Source organism: Streptomyces sp. NPDC004609, assembly GCF_042873655.1.
Taxonomy (GTDB): domain Bacteria; phylum Actinomycetota; class Actinomycetes; order Streptomycetales; family Streptomycetaceae; genus Streptomyces.
The window spans coordinates 129,194-151,081 of sequence record NZ_JBIALS010000004.1 but is presented as its reverse complement, the minus strand read 5'-3'; the positions used below and the strand labels follow the sequence as shown (position 1 = coordinate 151,081).

Below are 21,888 nucleotides of genomic sequence, written 5' to 3'. Positions count from 1 at the left end.
GGCTGCCCATCTCGGGCCCGCGCCCTCTCCCGCCCGACGCCCGCCTCCCTCTCCAGCCCGGCCCCGGGCCCGGGCCGCCCCTGCCCAGGGCCGTCCACCCCGTGGCCGAGCCCCGCCCGGCCCGCACCCCGCCCCGCTCACCCGGCTCGTCCCGGGCGGCCCCGCCCCCGCCACCACAGGCCTCGCACCCCGCGTCGCGCCCAAGCCCGAGGGGCCCGGGTCGTGGTGACCCGGGCCCCTCGTTGCGTATCAGTGAGCGGGTGGCACCACCCCGTCTCGCGGAGCGCCTTACGGTTCGAAGCCGTCCTGGCCGCCTCCGTTGCCCTCGCCGCCGCCGTTGCCTCCGTTACCCCCGTTGCCCTGGCCGCGGCTGTCGGCGCCGCCGATCAGGTTCGGGGGGAGGGAGATGCCGGGAATCGGGCCCTCGCCGTCACCGTCGCCCCCGTCGCCGGGCTTGCCGTCGTCGGGGAGCTCCGGGGGCCTGGGGGCGTCCGGGATCGGGACATCGTTGAAGGAGGGCGCCGACTCGTCTCGGAGGGCGCCGGTCATCATGTCGCGCCAGATGGATCCGGGGACCTCACCACCGAACACCTTCGGCTTGTACCGGCCGCCGATGGTGATGTTCTCCATCTTCACCTGCTGGTCGGCGCTGCCCACCCACACGGCACCGGAGAGGTTCGGGGTGTAGCCGACGAACCAGGCGTTCCGCCGTTCGTCCGTCGTACCGGTCTTGCCCGCGTTGTCGCGGCCCGTCAGACCGGCCCGCTGACCCGTACCGGAGTCGACCACACCGCTCAGCAGCGAGTTGATGGTGTCGGCGGTCCGCTCGCTCATCGCCCTTGAGCAGCTGCTTTTGGGCAGTTCGAGGTTCTTGCCGTCGGCGGTGCGGATCGACTCGAAGACGATCGGCGTGCAGTACATGCCCCGGTTGGCGAAGGCCGCGTAGGCGCTGGCCATGGTCAGCGGGGAGATGCCCCGCGCGCCGAGCGACATCGCCGCGGGGGAGACGGGCAGCTTCTCGTCGTCGCCCTGGATCACTCCGAGCTTGTCGGTCATCCCCACGACCGGGCAGAGGCCGATGTCCGCGATCATCTGGACGAAGTAGGTGTTGACCGACTTCGCCATCGCGTCCTTGAGGACGTAGGGACCGACCTCCTCCCTCAACTCGTTCTCCACCTTGCTTCCCTCGGTGTTCACCCAGGGCTTGCCGCCGTCGCACGTCTGGATCGGGCTCGGATACGGCATGGAGTACGGCGCCGGGTACGACTGCCCCGGTGACCTGCCCTGCTCCATGGCCGCGGCCGCCACGAACGGCTTGAAGGTCGATCCGACCGGGAAGCCGAAGTTCGAGCCCCCCATCTTCTTGTTGACGGAGTAGTTCATCGTGTTCTCGTTCTTCCCGAGGCCGTACGGCTTGGACTGGGCCATCGCCAGTACCTTGCCGGTCCCCGGCTGGACCATGGTCACCGCGCTCTCGACCTTGTCCGACGCGTAGACGTACTCCTTGATGGCCTCCTGCGCCGAGTCCTGGGCCTTCGGGTCCAGCGTCGTCCTGATCGTCAGGCCGCCGCGGTTCCAGAGCTTGACCCGGTCCTCGCGGGTCTTGCCGAAGACAGGGCTGGACTGGAACACCGCGCGGACGTAGTCGCAGAAGAAGCCCGCGCCCTTCTCGGCCGCGATACAGCCGCTGCGCGGCTTGCTGATCTTGAGGTTGATCGGGGTGGCCTTGGCCTTGTCCGCCTGGTCCTGGGTGATGTCCTGGATGTCGGCCATGCGCTGGAGCACGATGTTCCGGCGCTTGGTCGCCTCCTCCGTGTCATTGGCCGGGTCGTAACGGCTGGGGGACTGGACGATGCCCGCGAGCAGCGCTGACTCCTCCAGCGTCAGTTCCTTGGCCGACTTCGAGAAGTACCGCTTGGCCGCTGCCTCGACGCCGTACGCCTGCTGGCCGAAGAAGGTGATGTTGAGATAGTTCTCCAGGATCTTCTTCTTGCCCAGCTCCTCCTCGACCTGGATCGCGTACTTCAGCTCCTGGATCTTGCGGCCGAGCGTCTGCTGGGTGGCCTCGGCGACCTTGTCGGGGTCGTCGCCAGCCTCCTCCACGAAGACGTTCTTCACATACTGCTGGGTCAGCGTCGAAGCGCCCTGGGCGACACCGCCCGACTGGGCGTTGCGGTTGAGCGCGCGCAGCACGCCCTTGAGGTCGATCGCGCCGTGCTGGTAGAAGCGCGAGTCCTCGATGGCGACGATGGCCTTCTGCATGTACGGCGAGATCTTGGCGAGCGGAACCACCGTGCGGTCGCGGCTGTAGACGGTGGCGATCGTGCCGCCCTTGGCGTCCTGAATGGTGGTGCGCTGGCTGAGCGGGGGCTGTTTGAGGTTGGCGGGAATCTCGTCGAACCCCTGGACCGTACCCTTGGCCGCCAGCCCCAGCGCACCGGCGGCCGGCAGGGCGATGCCGGCCAGTACTGCTCCGGAGAGCACACTGACACCGAGGAACTTGGCGGCTTGCTGGGTCCCGGTCAGACCACCGCCCGAGCGCTTCTTCGACATGCAGGCAGCCTACGTTCTCATTCGCCGGACATAGGTATAGGCCATGGCCTAAGCTGCTCTCAACTGTCACAGCCGTGCGGTTTTGTATCAAGGCATTCCAGGAATCCACAGCAACTTCGTGGCGTGTCCTCTAGTCATCAGACGCCTCCGGCAGCGAAAGTGGAACCCGACACTCCGTGCCCGAATTTCGCCGGAATCTGCCTTACGCATCATCAGATGCCCGCTGTGACTCAGCTGGTCTGCCCTGTTTTGTCGGGTTCGTTCGCTATGCCTTCACCTCACCCCCCTGGGTGATCTGCCACGGACCCATAGTCCGTTCGGGCCATTCGAGATTGGGCCCGCAGGGGGTGTTGCGCCGCGCCCGCCTTCCGTAACGTCCTCAACTGGCAGCGGTGAATATGCCGCTGCCGCCGTGGGGGAGCCTCGATTCGGGAGAGGACGGCAGCCGGAATGGGCTGGGTAACCGACTGGAGTGCGCAGGCAGCCTGCCGCACTACCGATCCGGATGAACTGTTCGTACAAGGGGCAGCGCAGAACAGGGCCAAGGCGGTGTGCACCGGATGTCCGGTGCGGACCGAGTGTCTGGCCGATGCCCTCGACAATCGCGTGGAGTTCGGCGTATGGGGGGGAATGACCGAGCGGGAGCGGCGTGCGCTGTTGCGCAGGCGTCCCACGGTCACCTCCTGGCGCAGACTCCTTGAGACGGCGCGCACGGAGTACGAGCGCAGCGCGGGCATCCTGCCCGTGGGCCTCGACGACGACGAGACATACGCGGCGTACGCGGCTGTGGGATAACTCACAGCTGCGGGATGTGGTTCAGGGGCTCGTCCGGAAACGGTTCAGAGCCCCGCCGGCCCCTGGGGCGACCCCGGGGATGTACGCCATGTCCCGGGGTACGCCGGGTCCTGCGTCTGCGGATGCGCGCGACCTGCGCAGACGGAAGACGGAGGCTCGCAGTGTGGCGCGGTGAGCACGGCGGACAGGCCGTTGCGACTCCGCGCCTCACATCTCCCTGCTCGCGTTTCCCTGCTTCTTCCTGCTCAGGGCTCCACGAATGGGCGTCCCCACGGCATTCGGGCCCATGGCGTCGGGTGCCCAAGACGTCGGTGCCCACGGATTCGTGCCCTGCCGCCTCGCCTCCTGCCGGGCCGTCGGGCCCGGAGCGGCATCCGCGCCGGTCGTGCCCCGGCGAGGTGCGTTCGGGCCGGGGGCGTCCTCGCGGTGCGGGCCGCCCTGTCGGCCGCTACGGAGCAGGCCGCGTGCCGGCCTCAGCGGCAACCGGCCGAGGACCGGGCTCGGTCACTTCGCCGTCCTGCCGGTACGGCGGGTGCCGTCGGTCGTGCCGGCCGCGAGCTGATCACCGATCGCCCGCAGGCCCGCCAAGTCGTGTACGTCGCCGGGCAGGGCCGCCACATGGGCCACCGCCACCTCCGGGTGGAGTGCGGTGAAACGGTCGCGCGTCCGCTGCTCACGCGCGAGCACCTGCATCCGTTCGGCATGCAGGCGCAGCAGACCAGCCGTCAGTTGTTCAGTGCTGTGTTCGGTGGGATCCTCGCGATGCTCGGTGGGCTCGGGACGGTCGCGATGCTCGGGAATGTGGTCCGGGGAAGGGTCCACGGGCGGGGATTCGGGAGAGGCGCCCGTGGCCTCACGAACACCAGTCTTCCCTGTCCCCTGATCGACAATGCGGCCGGTTCCAAGATTTTCTGCACCGGCGTCCGAAGCGTCCGTTCCCTCCGCGGCCTCTTCCCCCGCCGGGCGGGCCGCGCCATCGACGGCCTCACCGGACTCCCACGCCTCCTCCGCGGCGGCCAGCGTCTCCGCCGTGGAGAGGGCCCGTTCGGCGGAGAGCCGGGCGGCGCCGCTGCCGTGGACCCGGTTGAGGACCAGACCGGCCAGCGGCATCTCCTCCTCCGCCAGCCGCTCCACGAAGTACGCCGCCTCCCGCAGCGCGTCTCGCTCCGGCGCCGCCACCACGAGAAAGGCGGTGCCGGGGGCCTGGAGCAGCCGGTAGGTGGCGTCGGCACGCGTGCGGAAGCCGCCGAACATCGTGTCCATCGCGGTCACGAAGGTCTGTACATCACGCAGCAGTTGGCCGCCGAGCAGCTTGCCCAGGGTCCCGGTCATCATCGACATGCCGACATTCAGGAACTTCATCCCCGCCCGGCCGCCCATCTTCGCCGGGGTCATCAGCAGCTTGATGAACTTCCCGTCCAGGAACGAGCCCAGCCGCTTGGGCGCGTCCAGGAAGTCCAGCGCGCTGCGCGACGGGGGAGTGTCGACGATGATCAGGTCCCATTCGTCGCGGGCCCGGAGCTGGCCGAGCTTCTCCATCGCCATGTACTCCTGTGTGCCGGCGAAACCGGCGGACAGGGACTGGTAGAAGGGGTTCTCCAGGATCGCGCGCGCCCGCTCGGCGTCCGCGTGGGCCTCGACGATCTCGTCGAAGGTCCGTTTCATGTCGAGCATCATGGCGTGCAGTTCGCCCGCGGGGCCCTCGCCGTCGGTCTCTATGCCCTTGACCCGGCGCGGGGTGTTGTCGAGGGAGTCGATGCCCAGCGACTGGGCCAGCCGGCGCGCGGGGTCGATCGTCAGCACGACGACATGACGGCCGCGCTCGGCGGCCCGTACGCCGAGAGCCGCGGCGGTCGTGGTCTTGCCGACGCCGCCCGCCCCGCAGCACACGATGATGCGCGTGGCCGGGTCGTCGATGAGCGGGTCGACTTCGAGGGGCGTGGCCGACGCGTCCAGGGTCATGAACCGGTCCCTTGCTTCGTGTGCTTCCCGTGCCCTTGCTTTCCGGTCCCTTGCGTTCCGTGTTCCGTCGTCCGGCCGCTCCGCCTGCCGGACGACGGCGCGTCGGGCCGCTCTCCGGAGCTGTCGCCCGAGCCGTCACCGGAGTTCTCGCCGGGGGTCTCACCGGACGGCGCGTCGGCGTTCCGGCCGCGCCCGGGCGCGTTGCCGGCTCCGGCGCTCCGCTCACCGGTCCGCTCACCGATCTGGTCGGCGGTCTGCTCCCGGAGCAGCCTCGCCAGCCGGTAGAGCCCGGCGAGGTCGACCCCCTCGCTCAGCAGCGGGAGTTCGTACGACGGGAGGTCCAGGCGGCTCAACGCGGACCGCTGCTCGCGCTCCAGCTCGACCCGCCGGGCATGGTCGGCGGCCTGGTCGAGCAGCGGGGTGACCAGGCGGGCCGCACCGCTCACTCCGGCCGCCGCGAGCGCTTTGGCGATGTCCGGGCGGCGGCCGTCCGCCGCGTGGCGCACCGCCTCCTCGTCGAGGATGTGCGGGCGGACCATGTTCACGATGACCCGGCCGACGGGGAGATCGGCCGCGCGCAGCTCGGCGACCCCGTCCGCGGTTTCCTGGACCGGCATCTCCTCCAGCAGGGTCACCAGGTGGACCGCGGTCCCGGGTGACTTGAGCACCCGCATCACGGCATGGGCCTGATTGTGTATCGGGCCGAACTTCGCGAGTCCGGCCACCTCGTCGTTCACATTCAGGAACCGGGTGATGCGGCCGGTGGGCGGGGCGTCCATGACGACGTAGTCGTACGCGTACGAACCCTGCTTCGTCCGGCGGCGTACGGCTTCGCACGCCTTGCCGGTCAGCAGGACGTCGCGCACTCCGGGCGCGATGGTCGTGGCGAAGTCGATCGCGCCGAGCTTCTTGAGGGCGCGGCCCGCGCTGCCGAGCTTGTAGAACATCTGGAGGTAGTCGAGAAGCGCCCGCTCGGCGTCGATGGCCAGCGCGAAGACCTCGCCGCCTCCGGAGGAGACGGCGATCTTCCGCTCCTCGTATGGGAGCGCTTCCGTCTCGAAGAGCTGTGCGATGCCTTGCCTCCCCTCGACCTCGACGAGAAGAGTCCGCTTTCCCTCGGTCGCGAGGGCGAGCGCGAGGGCGGCGGCCACCGTGGTCTTACCGGTGCCGCCCTTGCCGCTGACGACCTGGAGCCTGCTCACGCTTTCGAGCCTAACCAGTCGGGCCGCGCGCTACGCACGAGGCTGCGTGCGGGCTGCGTCACTCGTGTAACCAGTACGTCCCGGAGCACCGTGCCCGGGACCGGTCCCGGCTCATCGCCGAGGGGAGGGAGCGGAGTCCGGTGCCGGGCTCCGGGGCCCGGTCCGGGCTGCGTCACGGGCAGGTGCGGCCGTACGGCTACAGTCGGCCCATGACCAAGTGGGAATACGCGACCGTGCCCCTTCTCGTGCACGCGACCAAGCAGATTCTGGACACCTGGGGCGAGGACGGGTGGGAGCTCGTCCAGGTCGTTCCCGGGCCGAACAACCCCGAGCAGCTCGTGGCGTATCTGAAGCGGGAGAAAGCATGAGTGGGGTCGTCGGCGCGAAGCTCGCCGAACTGGGGCTGACACTGCCGGAGGTCGTGCCTCCGCTGGCCGCCTATCAGCCGGCCGTGGTCTCGGGGCGGTACGTCTACACCTCGGGGCAGCTCCCGATGGTCGAGGGCAAGCTTCCGGTCACCGGCAAGGTGGGTGCCGAGGTCACCGCGGAGGAGGCCAAGGAACTCGCCCGTACCTGCGCGCTCAACGGTCTGGCCGCCGTGAAGTCGGTCATCGGCGACCTGGACCGTATCGCCCGTGTGGTGAAGGTCGTCGGTTTTGTCGCCTCCGCGAGCGACTTCACCGGCCAGCCCGGTGTCATCAACGGCGCGAGCGAGCTGCTGGGCGAGGTGCTCGGTGACAAGGGCGTGCACGCGCGCAGCGCGGTGGGCGTCGCCGTCCTTCCGCTGGACGCGCCCGTCGAGGTCGAGTTCCAGATCGAGCTCGTCCAGGAATGAGTCCGCGCGAGCTCGTCCAGGAGTGAGTCCGCGCGACCGGGACTGAAGGGTCCGTCCGAACATCCCTGGCCCCGCGCCTCCTGATGAGGGAGGGCGCGGGGCCTTGTTCGTACGCGGAGGGCTGCACCGGCCCGTACACCCGCCCGTCCGCTGAAGCGCTGAACGCTGAACCCGGCGAAGGCGGTGAAAGCAGGCTCGTCGGCGCCGGACGAGAGCCCGGGGTGCGGGTTCCCCAAGGCTTCTCCGGACGCCGTCGTTCACCGGCTGCCACGACGTCCGGGACGGCAGCCGGTCAGGTGCGCTGTTCCACGTGAAACCAAGAGCCTCTCGAACATCCCGACGGATGCACATAGCATCCGGTCATGTCCCATGGTCAGTGGTACCCACCGGAGTGGCCGGACCGGATTCGCGCGCTCGCGAGCGGTGCACTCACGCCAGCGACGCCGAAACAGGCCGCGACCGTCATGCTGCTGCGCGATACGCCGGACGGTCCCGCCGTGCATATGCTGCGCCGCCGGGCCTCCATGGCTTTTGCCGGAGGCGCGTACGCCTATCCGGGTGGCGGTGTGGACGCCCGGGACTCCCGGCCGGTCGGCTGGGCGGGCCCTTCGGTCGCCGACTGGACCACCCGGCTCGGCACGGATGAGGCGACTGCCCAGGCCGTTGTCTGTGCGGCGGTGCGGGAGACGTACGAGGAGGCGGGCGTACTGCTCGCGGGTCTCACCCCCGACACGGTCGTCGGGGACACGACCGGCGACGACTGGGAGGCCGACCGGCAGGCGATGGTCGACCGCGAGCTGTCGTTCGCCGACTTCCTGGACCGGCGCGGTCTGGTGCTGCGCTCGGATCTGCTGGGCGCGTGGGCCCGTTGGATCACCCCGGAGTTCGAGCCCCGCCGCTACGACACCTGGTTCTTCGTGGCCGCCCTCCCGGAGGGCCAGCGCACCCGGAACGCCTCCACCGAGGCCGACCGGACGGTGTGGATCCGCCCGTCCGACGCGACCGCCGGGTACGACAAGGGCGAGCTGCTGATGATGCCGCCGACGGTCTCGACGCTGCGGACCCTCACCCCGTACGCCACGGCGGCCGATGTGGTCGCGGTGGCGGGGGAGCAGGATCTGACTCCGGTGCTGGCGAGGGCCCGGGTGGAGGGGGGAACACTGGTCCTCAGCTGGCCGGGCCACGAGGAGTTCACCAAGCGCATCCCGACGGGAGCGGCGACACCGGGGGCAACGGGACCGGAGGAATCCGCGGGGGCGGCGGGGACGGGGACCATGGGACCGTCCGACTCGGGCGGTCCCGCCGGCCACGGTGACGGGCCCGTACGCGGACGCGGTGACGAGGCCGGACACGGTGACGAACGCGGTCGCGGAGCCAGGTCCGGATCCGCCGACGGGACACACGGAAGAGACGGAAGAGACGGAAGAGACGGAAGAGACGGAACGCACGGGGCAGACGGACCAGGAGCGTCAGGTGTGCCGGGCGGTACAGGAGCCCCGGGCGGCACCGGGGCCGCGGGAGCCCTCGGTCCGGTGGCGGGAGAGCCGCGATGACGGACGCCGCCGCTCTGCCGGGACAGCCGCGCGGCGGAGTGCTCACCGGGCCCGCGACCGAACGCGCGATCAACGTCCTCGCGCCCAATCCGTCCGCGATGACACTCGACGGCACCAACACCTGGATCGTCTCCGAACCGGACTCCGAGCTTGCCGTCGTCATCGATCCCGGCCCGCTCGACGACGTGCATCTGCGCAGCGTCGTCGACACCGCCGAGCGGGCGGGCAAGCGGATCGCGCTGACCCTGCTCACCCACGGCCATCCCGACCACGCCGAGGGCGCGGGCCGCTTCGCCGAGCTGACCCGTACGAACGTCCGAGCCCTCGACCCCGCGCTGCGGCTCGGCGACGAGGGCCTCCGGGCGGGCCAGACGGTCCGCGTCGGCGGCCTGGAGCTGCGGGTCGTCGCCACCCCCGGCCACACCGCCGACTCCCTCTGCTTCCATCTGCCCGCCGACCGCGCTGTACTGACCGGGGACACCATCCTCGGCCGCGGTACGACGGTGGTCGCGCACCCGGACGGACGGCTCGGCGACTACCTCGACTCCCTGCGCAGGCTCCGCTCCCTGACCGTCGACGACGGCGTCCATACGGTTCTGCCGGGCCACGGCCCCGTCCTGGACGATGCCCAGGGCGCCGTCGAGTTCTATCTCGCCCACCGTGCCCACCGCCTCGCCCAGGTCGAGACCGCCGTCGAGAACGGCCACCGCGATCCGGCCGAGGTGGTGTCGTACGTCTACGCGGACGTCGACCGTTCCCTGTGGCCCGCGGCCGAACTCTCCGTCCGCGCCCAGCTGGAGTACCTGCGTGAGCACGGCCTGATCTGAACCACCCGCGCCTCCCCGGAACCGCCCACCAGCCGCGGGCGTCGCATGCCATGTCCGGTTGTTTAGGCTCCGCTTACATCTGGCTTTCGTCATGGGGGGATAGGCGTGTTCGTTCTGTTCGTACTGCTCGTCATCATCGCTGCGGTGCTCTACTTCGTCGGCCGCAGCACCGAGAACGGCAAGGTCAGACTCGGCGCCCTGGCCGCGCTCACAGCCGGCCTCTTCGTCGGCATATCCAGCTGCGTACACGTCATCAGCGCGTACGAGGTGGGTGTCCCGGTCACCTTCGGCAAGGTCGGTTCGCCGATGACCCCGGGACTCAATCTGACCTCGCCGTTCACCAACGTCACCACCTTCTCCACCCGTCCCGTCGACCTCAATCTCTCCGACAAGGACGTGGTCGAGGTCCGCTCCCAGCAGGGCGGTGTCATGCAAGTGGAGGTCACGGTGAAGTGGGCGGTGACCCCGGCCAAGGCCGTCGAGCTGTACCGGCTGGCGGGCAGCGAGGACGCCATCCAGCAGCGGCTGGTCTTCCCGGACAGCCGGGAGATCATCCGTAACGTCTTCGCCCGTCACACCAGCGAGGAGGGCTACTCCTCCGCCCGCGAGAAGATCAACAACGAGATCGGCCAACTGATCAAGGAGCGGCTGGCCCCGCGCGGGATCGACGTCACCACGGTGAATCTGCGCAATGTGAAGCCGTCCGAGCAGCTCCAGGACCAGATCGACCGCAAGATCCAGCAGCAGCAGGCCACCGAGCGGGCGACGGAGGCGGCGCGTACGGCGACCGCCGAGGCCGAGCGCCGCAGGATCGAGGCCGAGGGCATCGCCAAGGCGAACAAGATCCTCAGCAATTCGCTCAGCGACAAGGTGCTGATGAACCAGTGCATCGAGGCGTACAGGGAGGCCGCCGCCAAGAACCCCGTGTACGCGGTGCCGTGCGGCGCCGGCAGCGGTAATCCGCTGATCGTCGACGGCAGCAAGCGGAACTGAGCCGAGGGACCGACGCCGACGGAGGCGAGGCGGGCGGTAGCGGGGCCGTCGGAATCCGGGGCGGCGAAACGGCGCCGTCGTAGCGCACGGGCTGTCGGCGCCTCATGCCGCGCGATGCCGTCCGCCCCTACCGGCGGACGTACGCGTGGAAGCGTTCCCGTACGGAGAGGGCGCCCCGGAAGTGACCGGGGCGCCCTCTCCGTACGGGAGGTGGTGCTAGCGCGAGCGCTTCGCGAGGCGCTCCACGTCCAGCAGGATCACGGCGCGGGCCTCCAGTCGCAGCCAGCCGCGCTGGGCGAAGTCGGCGAGCGCCTTGTTCACGGTCTCGCGGGAGGCGCCGACCAGCTGGGCCAGCTCCTCCTGGGTCAGGTCGTGGACGACGTGGATGCCCTCCTCCGACTGCACGCCGAAGCGGCGCGACAGATCGAGGAGTGCCCGGGCGACCCGGCCCGGCACATCGGAGAAGACCAGGTCGGACATCTGGTCGTTGGTCTTCCGCAGCCGGCGGGCGACGGCGCGCAGCAGAGCGGTGGCCACCTCCGGGCGGGCGTTCAGCCAGGGCTGGAGGTCGCCGTGGCCGAGGCCGAGGAGCTTCACCTCGGTCAGCGCCGTAGCGGTCGCCGTGCGGGGGCCGGGGTCGAAGAGGGACAGCTCACCGATCAGCTCACCCGGGCCGAGGACGGCGAGCATGTTCTCCCGCCCGTCCGGGGAGGTGCGGTGCAGCTTGACCTTGCCCTCGGTGACCACATAGAGGCGGTCACCGGGGTCGCCCTCGTGGAAGAGCGCGTCACCTCGGGCGAGTGTCACCTCGCTCATCGAGCCGCGCAGCTCCGCGGCCTGCTCGTCATCGAGCGCCGCGAAGAGCGGGGCGCGCCGCAGAACGTCGTCCACGAGTTCTCTCCTTGTCGACCTGCTCAGGGACCGTGGCCCCCATGATGCCGGACCGCAGTGTGCCCGTCCGGGGGACACCCGCGTACGAAGCTTCGCCGCGGCGGACCAGGCAAGTACATATTCGTGCGATCAATCACAACAAGTTTGACGCACCGGTGCGCCTGTTCGTGCGGCAGGGGCCCGATTGGGTCCGGAATGCTTGGGGCCGGGGCGGATGTCAGTCACGGCCCGTAGGCTGGCGGGGTGTCCAATTCGCCGGTGAGAGCGCAGGCCAAGGGGGCCGTACGAGTGTCCGGAAAGCAGAATTCCGCTGTGGGCGAACAGGCGTCCAACGGTGCCCGAAATGCCAAGCAAAGGGGTAAATCGGGCAAAGGTGCGACGCAGACGGGGAATCCGGCCAAGGCGGCGGTGCCGGGCGGGGCGGCCGGGCCGGGGAGCCGGGGACAGGCGGCGTCCGGCGGCTCCGGCAAGCGGGGCGGGCCGGCGAAACCGGCGAAGCCCGAATCGCGCCTGGCGATGGTCCGCCGTGCCCGCCGGATCAATCGCGAGCTGGCCGAGGTCTATCCGTACGCCCATCCGGAGCTGGACTTCCGCAACCCCTTCGAGCTGCTGGTCGCCACCGTCCTGTCGGCCCAGACGACCGACCTGAGGGTCAACCAGACGACGCCCGCGCTCTTCGCGAAGTACCCGGCGCCCGAGGACATGGCCGCGGCGCCTCCCGAGGAGCTGGAGGCGATCATCCGCCCCACCGGCTTCTTCCGCGCCAAGGCGAAGTCCCTCATCGGGCTCTCGACCGCCCTCCGGGACGATTTCGGCGGCGAGGTCCCCGGCCGTCTGAAGGACCTGGTCTCCCTGCCCGGCGTCGGCCGCAAGACGGCGTTCGTCGTCCTCGGCAATGCCTTCGGAGTGCCGGGCATCACCGTCGACACCCACTTCGGCCGCCTGGTGCGCCGCTGGAAGTGGACGGAGCAGGAGGACCCGGAGAAGGTCGAGGCGGAGATCGCCGCGATCTTCCCGAAATCCGAGTGGACGATGCTCTCGCACCGGGTGATCTTCCACGGCCGCCGCATCTGCCACTCCCGCAGGCCGGCGTGCGGCGCCTGTCCGATCGCGCCCCTGTGCCCGTCGTACGGGGAGGGCGAGACCGACCCGGAGAAGGCCAAGAAGCTCCTGAAGTACGAGATGGGCGGCTACCCCGGCCAGCGGCTGAACCCGCCTCCGGACTACCCGGGCAAACCGGCCCCCGCGCTGGGAGAGCCGGCCGCGCGGGAGACCGGGTGACGGAACGATCCGTGCGCCTCGGGGCGTTGTGAACGAGGGGGTGCCCATGCGCACAGGGGAAGACACGTACAGCGGGGTCTGTGAGGCCGAAGTGCACAACAGCCAGGCGTACGGCGAGGCGGCGCCCGACGGCGGCAGCCGCCGGGACCGCGAGCCGCCCGGGGGCGGGGGCCCGTCAGGACGCCAGGGCGACCGGCCCGGGCCCCGGGGCGGCGTCCGTACGGCTCTGGACGGTGCCCCTGCGGCCCCCGCCCCCCTTCCCGCCTCCGAACTCGCCGCCGTTCCGGTTTCCGCCCCTGTTCCGGTTTCCGTCGACGGACTGCCCGAGTGGCTCGATCCCGTCGTACGTGTCAGGGACACCATCAGGCCCGCGCAGCTCAGCCGCTTTCTGCCGCCCCCGACCGGAGGCCGCCAGTCCGCCGTCCTGGTCCTCTTCGGCGAGGGCACGACCGGCCCCGAGCTGCTGCTGATGGAGCGCGCGAGCAGCCTGCGCTCGCACGCCGGGCAGCCCGCGTTCCCCGGCGGCGCGCTGGACCCCGAGGACGGCGATCCGGCCACCACCGGACCGCTCAGGGCGGCACTGCGGGAGGCCGAGGAGGAGACCGGACTCGATCCTTCCGGCGTCCAGATCTTCGGCGCGCTGCCGAAGCTCTACATCCCGGTGAGCAGTTTTGTCGTCACGCCCGTACTGGGTTGGTGGCGTGCCCCGAGCCCCGTCGGCGCGGTCGACCCCGCGGAGACGGCTCGCGTCTTCACCGTGCCCGTGGCGGATCTCACGGACCCGGCCAACCGTGCCATGACCGCGCACCCGAGCGGTCACCTCGGCCCGGCGTTCACCGTCGAAGGCGCTCTGGTCTGGGGCTTCACCGCCGGCGTGATCGACCGGATCCTGCACTACGCCGGCTGGGAGCAGCCCTGGGACCGCGGCAAGCAGGTCCCACTGGACTGGCGCGCATGACAGGCTGACTCCCCGGACCGACCCGGCCGGAGCGACCCGGCGACAATCCGGACCGAACATCCGGAGATGAAACTGCGAGGCTAATGACGGTGAACGTGCTGGACATCCTGTTGCTGGTCGCCGCCGTGTGGTTCGCGATCGTCGGCTACCGCCAGGGCTTCGTCGTCGGCATCCTGTCGGTGATCGGCTTCCTCGGCGGCGGGTTGGTGGCGGTCTATCTGCTGCCCGTGATCTGGGGAGAGTTGTCGAACGACGCCGAGGTGTCCACCACCGCCGCGGTCGTCGCCGTCGTCATCGTGATCGTCTGCGCCTCCGTCGGCCAGGCGTTCACCACGCATCTGGGCAACAAGCTGCGCCGGAACATCACCTGGTCGCCCGCCCGCGCGCTGGACGCCACCGGGGGCGCGCTGGTCAACGTGGTCGCGATGCTGCTGGTCGCCTGGCTGATCGGCTCCGCCCTCGCGGGGACCGCCCTGCCCACGCTCGGCAAGGAGGTCCGTAACTCCAAGGTGCTGCTCGGTGTCTCCCGGGTGATGCCGGGTCAGGCGTCGACCTGGTTCACGGACTTCTCCTCCGTCCTGGCGCAGAACGGCTTCCCGCAGGTCTTCAGCCCGTTCTCCAACGAGCCCATCACCGAGGTCCAGGCCCCCGACCCCGCGCTCGTCGGCAGCCCGGTCGCGGCCCGAGCCCAGCAGTCCATCGTCAAGGTCGTCGGCACGGCCAACAGCTGCGGCAAGGTCCTCGAAGGCACCGGTTTCGTCTTCGGCGAGCGCCGGGTCATGACCAACGCGCACGTCGTCGGCGGAGTCGATGAACCGACCGTGCAGATAGGCGGCGAAGGGCGGCTGTACGACGCGAAGGTCGTCCTCTACGACTGGCAGCGAGACATCGCCGTACTGGACGTCCCCGACCTCAGGGCCGAGCCTCTCCTCTTCGCCGACTCCCATGCCCGCACGGGAGACAGCGCGATCGTCGCCGGCTTCCCGGAGAACGGCTCCTACGATGTGCGCTCGGCGCGCGTCCGCGGCCGGATCAACGCGACCGGCCCCGACATCTACCGCCGTGGCACCGTCGGCCGCGACGTCTACTCCCTCTTCACCACGGTCCGCCAGGGCAACTCCGGCGGACCGCTGCTCACCCCCGACGGCCGGGTGTACGGAGTCATCTTCGCCAGGTCGCTGGACGACGCGAACACGGGGTACGCCCTCACGGTGGACGAGATCGCCGGAGACATCTCGGCGGGCCTGTCGGCGAACCAGGCGGTCGACACGGAGGCGTGCGCCCTGTAACCCGGCGGGCCCGGCTCCGCCCGGCGGGACGGCGCTCGATGCGAGGGCGCGGCTCGACACCTGGCCGGTTCAGCGCGAGCCCGAGCGCGGATCAGCGCGAGGCGGCTCGATGCCGGGCACGGCTCCCTGCGAGGCGCGGCGTGGCCGTGCGAGAGGCGCGCCTCGGTGCGGCTTGGTCCGGTGGGACGAGGTGCGGCCCGGTGTGACCGTACGACTCGGTACGGGCTCGGGTCCGGTGCATACCGCCCCGCGCTCGTCCGATCCCCGCGCGGTCCCGGCTGCGTCAGGAAGCCGGAGACGTCATCACCCCCGCGGGTGACCGCTCCTCAGCCGCGGGTATGCCGCAGACGGGCGGAAACCCAGCGGGCGCGACGCCTCAGGATCCGGGGAATGCCGATCCCTCGCGCAGAATGGTCATGACCCGGGCCCTGCGGGCCATCGCTGTCATGGGTGCTCGGCCCATTGGCCGAGCGACGGTTGCGTGCCGCGTCACCATAGTCGTACGTCCAACCCATACCGGGACGTCTGCCCGTGCCCCAAGGTCGGTAACCGTGTCAGGGGCGGCCAATTGGCCTATGCGCCGGGCACTTGGCTGTTCGTAGGACACGTGTTCCCTGGGGTTGCGGGGGCGCGGTGGGGCCGGTGTCGGCGGGCCGTTTCGGATACGGGCCGGGACCCGGGTCCCAGGACACCTCCGGCGCGCGTGGTCGTTCACCGGGGCCGGTGCGTCACCGGTCGGGTTCGGGGTCCTTGAGCCAGTTGACGAGTTCCGAGGTGAACGCCACGGGATCCTCCTCGTGCGGGAAGTGGCCGAGGCCGTCGAAGAGGCGCCAGCGATAGGGGGCCTCCACGTACTCGCCCGAGCCCGCCGCGCTCCGGGTGCGCATCGCCGGGTCCAGGGAGCCGTGCAGGTGCAGTGTCGGTACCCGTACCGGGCGCTTCATCCGGCGGTTGAACTGGATGCCGTCGGGCCGCGCCATCGAACGGACCATCCAGCGGTACGGCTCGATCGAGCAGTGCGCCGTCGAGGGGATGGACATCGCGCGCCGGTAGGTGTCGAGCGCGAACTCGTCCGGCGGCTTCGGCCCCGACCAGTCCTCGATCAGCTCGCCCACCAGCGCGGCGTCGTCCGCGACGAGCCGCCGCTCGGGAAGCCACGGCCGCTGGAAGCCCCAGACGTACGACCCGGCCCGCGTCTGCGCGAAGTCGGAGAGCATCGCCGAACGCCAGCGCCGGGGGTGCGGCATCGAGGAGACCGCGAGCCGGCGCACCAGCTTCGGCCGCATGACCGCCGCCGTCCACGCCAGATAGCCGCCCAGGTCATGGCCGACGAGCGCCGCGTCCGGCTCGCCGAGCGAGCGCACCACGCCGGTGATGTCGAGCGCGAGGTTGGCGGGGTCGTAACCCCGGGGCGTACGGTCGCTGCCGCCCACGCCCCGCAGATCCATGGCCACCGCCCGGAAGCCCGCTTCCGCGAGCGCGGGCAGCTGATGCCGCCACGTCCACCAGAACTGGGGGAAGCCGTGCAGAAGCAGCACCAGCGGACCGTCGCCCATCTCGGCGATGTGGAAGCGCGCGCCGTTGGCCGCCACGTCGCGATGGGTCCAGGGACCTTCGATGCGTACAGGGCTTCCGGTACCGGTATCAGGGGCCGTCATGCTGACGAGCGTGCCACACGGAAGGGGTCCGCGGTGGCCACGCCCCGTGCGGCCGGGGAGGCGGGAGGCGGGCCCGGAGCACCCGCGGAGCGCGTCCGCCACGGGGGTTCGCGTCGGCTCACCGTTGGCGAGCCGCCTCGACCCGTCGTCCGGTCCTCCCTCGGACCCGTCCTCCGGATCCTGCTCCGACTCCCTGGTGAACAGGAAGAAACCCCTCCCCGGACCGTTCCGGCGCCGCCCCGCGTTCTCCTGCGGGGCCGGTGCGCCCACCGTTTCCCGAGCGCTTCGTGAGCGCTTGATCAGTGTTTGATCAGTGTGTGGTCAGCGCTTCGTGAGGGCGGGGACGGCATCCACGGGCAGCTCCTGCGGCGCCCGCGGATGCGGCTTGACGTTCTGGAGTACGGCGGCCGTCTCCTTGGCCGAGGCGATCGTCTTCTCCGGGGGCTTGACCTTCTTGAACTTCGAGACGGCCAGCAGCGCCAGCAGCGCCGCGAGCAGCACAAACGCCCCGCCCACGATCAGGAAGGACCAGGCGAGTCCGAGACCCAGATTGTGGATCCCGTAGGCCGCCGCGAAGCTGAACACCGGCAGGGAGAACAGCAGGAAGACACCCGCGATGCTGATGGCGATTCCGCCCGTCGCCCCCCGCTTGACGTCCTGCCGCAGTTCCGCCTTGGCCAGGGCGATTTCATCGTGCACAAGCGCGGACATCTCGGCGGTCGCCGAGGCGACCAGCTGGCCGAGACTGCGCTCGGCGCTGCTGCCGGGGTCGCTCATCGTTGCTCCCTCTCTTCTGAGGTCTCTCCTGAGGTCCGACACTTCATCTGAACGCGTCTTTCCCGAATCTGTTGAATCATCCAAGGTCCGACATCAGATCATGCCGGACCGCCGCCGTCGGCGCGCGACGCCCCCGCGACTTCCGCGAGGTGGCGGTGCTCGGCCGCCTTCTTCTCGTAGATCTCCGCCATGCGCAAGTGATAGGCGGGATTGCCCTGCTCGTAGATGTCGGGGATGCCGTCCTGGTCCTCGTCGCGCTCCTCGTCGTCGCACAGCGCCCGGTAGGTGCGTACGCGCATCTTGAGCAGTACCCCGGCCAGAACCGCCGCGATCAGCGAGCCCATCAGGACCGCGGCCTTGACCTCGTTCATGAGGGCGGGGTCGTCGGCGAACGCGAGTTCGCCGATGAGGAGCGAGACGGTGAAGCCGATACCGGCGAGCGTGGCGACGGCGAACACATCCGGCCAGGCGAGTTCCTCGTTCAGCTCCGCCCGGGTGAAGCGCGCCGCGAGCCAGGTGCCGCCGAAGACGCCGAACGCCTTGCCGAGGACCAGCCCGAGCACGACCCCGAGGGTCTCCGGCCGGGTGAAGACCTGGCCGAGCGCGTTGCCGGAGACGGCGACGCCCGCGGAGAACAGCGCGAACAGCGGTACGGCGAGGCCCGCCGAGACGGGACGTACGAGGTGCTCGATGTGCTCACCGGGCGAGTACTCCTCGCCTTCGCGCCGGGTGCAGCGCAGCATGAGGCCCATGGCGACACCGGCGATGGTGGCGTGGACACCGCTGTTGTACATCAGGCCCCAGACGGCGAGGGCCAGGGGGACGTACACGTACCAGCCCCGTACGCCCTTCCGCAGCAGCACCCAGAAGACCACCAGGCCGAGCACGGCCCCGCCGAGCGCCGCGAAGTTCAGATCGCTGGTGAAGAAGACGGCGATGATCAGGATCGCGAAGAGGTCGTCGACGACGGCGAGCGTGAGCAGGAACGCACGCAGCGCGGACGGCAGGGAGGTGCCGATGACCGCGAGGACGGCGAGCGCGAAGGCGATGTCGGTGGCCGTGGGGACGGCCCAGCCGCCCGTGTCGCCGCCGCCGGCCGTGGTGACCACGAGATAGACCAGCGCGGGCGCGGCCATTCCACAGATCGCGGCGATGACGGGGAGCGCCGCCGCCTTGGGGTCGCGCAGCTCACCGGCGACCAGTTCGCGCTTGAGCTCGATCCCGGCGACGAAGAAGAAGATCGCGAGGAGCCCGTCGGCCGCCCAGTGCTGGATGGACAGGTCCAGGCCGAGGGACTCGGGGCCTATGTGGAAGTCGCGAACGGTGTCGTAGCTGTCGCCCAGCGGGGTGTTCGCCCAGATCAGCGCGGCGATGGCGGCCACCAGGAGCAGCACGCCGCCGACGGTTTCGGTGCGCAGGGCGTCCGCCACGAAAGTCCGCTCGGGCAGGGAGAGGCGGCCGAGGAGCTTACGGGGGCGGGGCGCGGGCATGTCGGGAATCCTCCGGTCGGTCGGGCAGGGCGAAGCACATGCCGACCAGACTTCCCGGCGCACCTAGGTTTTCTTGTCGCGTCCTTGTCGTGATGTTGACGCGGTGCTTACTTTACCTAAGGGGCGCAAGTGGGTATCCGGCTGTCTTTGCCGAGGTTCGTGCGTTCGTGAGTTCTTGTGTTCTGTACACGTTCGCGCACGACGGTCAGGGTTTGTTTCAGCTGCAGGAACCTCGGCTACAAGGGACCTTACGCAGCAGAACGGGCACCCGCGCGTCGTGGGACACGCGAATGCCCGTTCGGGGCGTTGGCGGGAATGGTCCCCCGGGCCCTGGAGCTCCCGCGGGCCCTGGAGCCGGGACCGTCGGTTGTCGGGGAGCCGGGGAGCCGAGGGCCGTCGGGGGAGCCGGGGAGTCGGGTACCGGCCCCCGGGGGGAGGCCGGTACCCCGTTCCCGGGCGGAGCCGGAATCAGTCCTCGGAAGGGGCGCTCGGCAGGCGCGTCTGGATCAGGTCCATCACCGAGGAGTCGGTGAGGGTGGTGACGTCGCCCAGTTGGCGGTTTTCGGCGACATCGCGCAGCAGCCGGCGCATGATCTTGCCCGAGCGGGTCTTCGGCAGCTCCGCCACCGGCAGGACCCGCTTCGGCTTGGCGATCGGGCCGAGAGTGGCGCCGACGTGGTTGCGCAGCTCCGCGACCAGGTTCTCGTCCTCCGAAGCCGTACCGCGCAGGATGACGAAGGCGACGATCGCCTGTCCGGTCGTCTCGTCGGTCGCGCCCACGACGGCCGCCTCGGCGACCTTGGGGTGCGAGACGAGCGCGGACTCGACCTCGGTGGTGGAGATGTTGTGCCCGGAGACGAGCATGACGTCGTCGACCCGGCCGAGCAGCCAGATGTCGCCGTCGTCGTCCTTCTTGGCGCCGTCGCCCGCGAAGTAGCGGCTCTCGAAGCGTGACCAGTAGGTGTCGATGAAACGCTGGTCGTCGCCCCAGATCGTGCGCAGCATGGACGGCCACGGCTCGGTGAGGACGAGATAGCCGCCTCCGCCGTCCGGCACCTCGTTGGCCTCGTCGTCGACGACGGTCGCGGAGATACCGGGCAGCGCGCGCTGCGCGGAGCCGGGCTTGGTCTCGGTGACGCCCGGCAGCGGCGCGATCATCATCGCGCCGGTCTCGGTCTGCCACCAGGTGTCCACGATGGGCGCCTTGCCCGCGCCGATGTGCTCCCGGTACCACATCCACGCCTCCGGGTTGATCGGCTCACCGACCGAGCCGAGGACGCGCAGACTGGAGAGATCGAACTTGGCGGGGATGTCGTCGCCCCACTTCATGAACGTACGGATCGCGGTCGGCGCGGTGTAGAGCAGCGTCACGCCGTACTTCTGCACGATCTCCCAGAACCGGCCCTGGTGGGGGGTGTCGGGGGTGCCCTCGTAGATGACCTGGGTCGCGCCGTTGGCCAGCGGCCCGTACACGATGTACGAGTGGCCGGTCACCCAGCCGATGTCGGCGGTGCACCAGTAGACGTCCGACTCGGGCTTGAGGTCGAAGACGGCGTGGTGGGTGTACGACGTCTGGGTGAGGTAGCCGCCGGAGGTGTGCAGGATGCCCTTGGGCTTCCCGGTGGTGCCGGAGGTGTAGAGGATGAACAGGGGGTGCTCGGCCTCGAACGCCTCGGGGGTGTGCTCGCTGGACTGGCGCCCGACGATGTCGTGCCACCAGACGTCGCGGCCCTCGGTGATCGCGGTGTCCTCACCCGTACGCCGGACGACGAGCACATGCTCGACCTGCGGGCACTTGGTGACGGCCTCGTCGATGGCGGGCTTCAGCGCGCTCGGCTTGCCCCGGCGGTAGCCGCCGTCGGCGGTGATGACCAGCTTGGCGTCGGCGTCCTGGATACGGGAGGCCACGGCGTCCGCGGAGAAGCCGCCGAAGACCACCGAGTGCGCGGCGCCGATACGGGCGCAGGCCAGCATCGCCACGACGGCCTCGGGGATCATCGGGAGGTAGACGGCGACCCGGTCGCCCTTGGTGACTCCCAGCTCGGTCAGGGCGTTCGCCGCGCGCGAGACCTCGTCCTTGAGCTCGGCGTAGGTGATGGCCCGGCTGTCGCCGGGCTCCCCCTCGAAGTGGATCGCGACCCGGTCGCCGTTCCCTGCCTCCACATGGCGGTCGACGCAGTTGTACGCGACGTTGAGCTTCCCGTCCGCGAACCACTTCGCGAAGGGCGGGTTGCTCCAGTCGAGGGTTTCGGTCGGTTCGGTGGCCCACGTGAGCCTCCGCGCCTGCTCGGCCCAGAAGCCAAGCCTGTCCGCCTTGGCCTGCTCATACGCCTCCGCCGTGACATTGGCGTTCGCGGCCAGCTCGGCCGGCGGCGCGAACCGCCGCTCCTCACGAAGCAGGTTGGCCAGGCTTTCGTTGCTCACGACATCTCCCTTTCCCAGGGCGTCCTATGTGCCTATGTGTCCCAGGCCATAGCTCACCAGCCACAGGGCCGGGTGACAAGTGCCTTCTGATAATTGGTTTAGACCTATCGAGCCGTTCTGGCGGGCCGTGCGCGGGGCCATGGGCGGCCCCTCCTTCCCGGGCGGTGGAAAGAAGGGGCCATACCCTCCCACGGCTGCCACCGCGGATCGGTTCGGCCCGTGCGCGGCCGGAGTCAAGGTGACTCACCTCATAGGCCCGCCCGGGCCGGGTCCGCCCGCCGATGCCGGGGCTTGGGGCCCGGAGGACCCGGGCGGCCCGCTTCCGCATGCCCGATGCCCGGTGTCTGGTGTCTGGGCCGGGGCGGGCCGGGGCTCGTGCGTCACGGGCCCGGGCCCTCGG

At 70.3% G+C, this 21,888-nt stretch carries 16 protein-coding genes and 2 pseudogenes; 9 read left to right on the top strand and 9 right to left on the bottom strand.

Annotated elements, in window-relative coordinates; translation table 11 throughout:
- Positions 1-288: 288 nt before the first annotated feature.
- Positions 289-2,553, bottom strand: coding sequence for a transglycosylase domain-containing protein (locus ACFYT4_RS05405; RefSeq protein WP_389265488.1), 2,265 nt, complete (start codon positions 2,551-2,553; stop codon positions 289-291).
- A 450-nt stretch (positions 2,554-3,003) separates the two neighbouring features.
- Here ACFYT4_RS05405 and ACFYT4_RS05400 point away from each other — a divergent pair, with 450 nt between their 5' ends.
- Positions 3,004-3,348, top strand: coding sequence for a WhiB family transcriptional regulator (locus ACFYT4_RS05400; protein ID WP_389265486.1), 345 nt, complete (start codon positions 3,004-3,006; stop codon positions 3,346-3,348).
- Positions 3,349-3,852: 504 nt separating this feature from the next.
- Here ACFYT4_RS05400 and ACFYT4_RS05395 read toward each other — a convergent pair.
- The gene (locus ACFYT4_RS05395) at positions 3,853-5,310 is read right to left on the bottom strand and encodes an ArsA family ATPase (protein WP_389265484.1); all 1,458 of its coding nucleotides are present in this window, start codon (positions 5,308-5,310) and stop codon (positions 3,853-3,855) included.
- 233 nt (positions 5,311-5,543) lie between these two features.
- Positions 5,544-6,512: pseudogene (locus tag ACFYT4_RS05390) on the bottom strand (ArsA family ATPase); the annotation flags it as partial.
- Positions 6,513-6,721: 209 nt separating this feature from the next.
- Between ACFYT4_RS05390 and ACFYT4_RS05385 the strand changes: the two are divergent.
- The 5 genes and pseudogenes from ACFYT4_RS05385 (at position 6,722) to ACFYT4_RS05365 (ending at position 10,720) form a co-directional block, all read left to right on the top strand.
- Positions 6,722-6,880 carry a DUF4177 domain-containing protein gene (locus ACFYT4_RS05385; protein ID WP_003967454.1) on the top strand — a complete coding sequence of 53 codons (159 nt, stop codon included), beginning with the start codon at positions 6,722-6,724 and terminating at the stop codon, positions 6,878-6,880.
- Entirely contained in the window at positions 6,877-7,347 is a 471-nt protein-coding gene (locus ACFYT4_RS05380; RefSeq protein WP_389265482.1) for a RidA family protein, read from the top strand. Before ACFYT4_RS05385 ends, ACFYT4_RS05380 begins: the two co-directional genes overlap by 4 nt.
- Positions 7,348-7,709: 362 nt before the next feature.
- Positions 7,710-8,561, top strand: a pseudogene (locus ACFYT4_RS05375) (NUDIX hydrolase); the annotation flags it as partial.
- A gap of 335 nt (positions 8,562-8,896) precedes the next feature.
- The gene (locus tag ACFYT4_RS05370) at positions 8,897-9,727 is read left to right on the top strand and encodes an MBL fold metallo-hydrolase (protein WP_389265480.1); all 831 of its coding nucleotides are present in this window, start codon (positions 8,897-8,899) and stop codon (positions 9,725-9,727) included.
- A gap of 105 nt (positions 9,728-9,832) precedes the next feature.
- Positions 9,833-10,720, top strand: coding sequence for a prohibitin family protein (locus ACFYT4_RS05365; protein WP_389265478.1), 888 nt, complete (start codon positions 9,833-9,835; stop codon positions 10,718-10,720).
- Between the two features lie 216 nt (positions 10,721-10,936).
- On the opposite strand, the gene ACFYT4_RS05360 is transcribed toward ACFYT4_RS05365, so the two are convergent.
- A complete protein-coding gene (locus ACFYT4_RS05360; protein ID WP_003956804.1) occupies positions 10,937-11,611 on the bottom strand; it encodes a Crp/Fnr family transcriptional regulator in 675 nt (224 codons plus the stop codon).
- Positions 11,612-11,923: 312 nt separating this feature from the next.
- On the opposite strand from ACFYT4_RS05360, the gene nth reads away from it, so the two are divergent.
- From nth to ACFYT4_RS05345, 3 genes are all read left to right on the top strand, one after another.
- Positions 11,924-12,892 carry an endonuclease III gene (nth, locus tag ACFYT4_RS05355; RefSeq protein ID WP_389265476.1) on the top strand — a complete coding sequence of 323 codons (969 nt, stop codon included), beginning with the start codon at positions 11,924-11,926 and terminating at the stop codon, positions 12,890-12,892.
- 46 nt (positions 12,893-12,938) lie between these two features.
- Positions 12,939-13,850 (top strand): NUDIX hydrolase, encoded by a 912-nt coding sequence (locus ACFYT4_RS05350; protein ID WP_389265474.1) that lies wholly within the window; start codon positions 12,939-12,941, stop codon positions 13,848-13,850.
- Between the two features lie 89 nt (positions 13,851-13,939).
- Positions 13,940-15,139, top strand: a complete 1,200-nt coding sequence (locus tag ACFYT4_RS05345; RefSeq protein ID WP_389265472.1) for a MarP family serine protease — start codon at positions 13,940-13,942, stop codon at positions 15,137-15,139.
- Positions 15,140-15,465: 326 nt separating this feature from the next.
- Here the strand turns inward: ACFYT4_RS05345 and ACFYT4_RS05340 are convergent, their stop codons facing one another.
- The 5 genes from ACFYT4_RS05340 to acs form a co-directional block, all read right to left on the bottom strand.
- A complete protein-coding gene (locus tag ACFYT4_RS05340) occupies positions 15,466-15,654 on the bottom strand; it encodes a hypothetical protein (RefSeq protein ID WP_389265470.1) in 189 nt (62 codons plus the stop codon).
- A 213-nt stretch (positions 15,655-15,867) separates the two neighbouring features.
- A complete protein-coding gene (locus ACFYT4_RS05335; protein ID WP_389265468.1) occupies positions 15,868-16,797 on the bottom strand; it encodes an alpha/beta fold hydrolase in 930 nt (309 codons plus the stop codon).
- Positions 16,798-17,118: 321 nt separating this feature from the next.
- Positions 17,119-17,574, bottom strand: a complete 456-nt coding sequence (locus ACFYT4_RS05330) for a phage holin family protein (RefSeq protein ID WP_389265466.1) — start codon at positions 17,572-17,574, stop codon at positions 17,119-17,121.
- Between the two features lie 98 nt (positions 17,575-17,672).
- Positions 17,673-19,064: a Na+/H+ antiporter NhaA gene (gene nhaA, locus ACFYT4_RS05325; RefSeq protein WP_389265464.1), complete on the bottom strand. Its 1,392-nt coding sequence runs from the start codon at positions 19,062-19,064 to the stop codon at positions 17,673-17,675.
- A 468-nt stretch (positions 19,065-19,532) separates the two neighbouring features.
- Positions 19,533-21,488 carry an acetate--CoA ligase gene (gene acs / locus ACFYT4_RS05320; RefSeq protein WP_389265462.1) on the bottom strand — a complete coding sequence of 652 codons (1,956 nt, stop codon included), beginning with the start codon at positions 21,486-21,488 and terminating at the stop codon, positions 19,533-19,535.
- Positions 21,489-21,888: the final 400 nt, after the last annotated feature.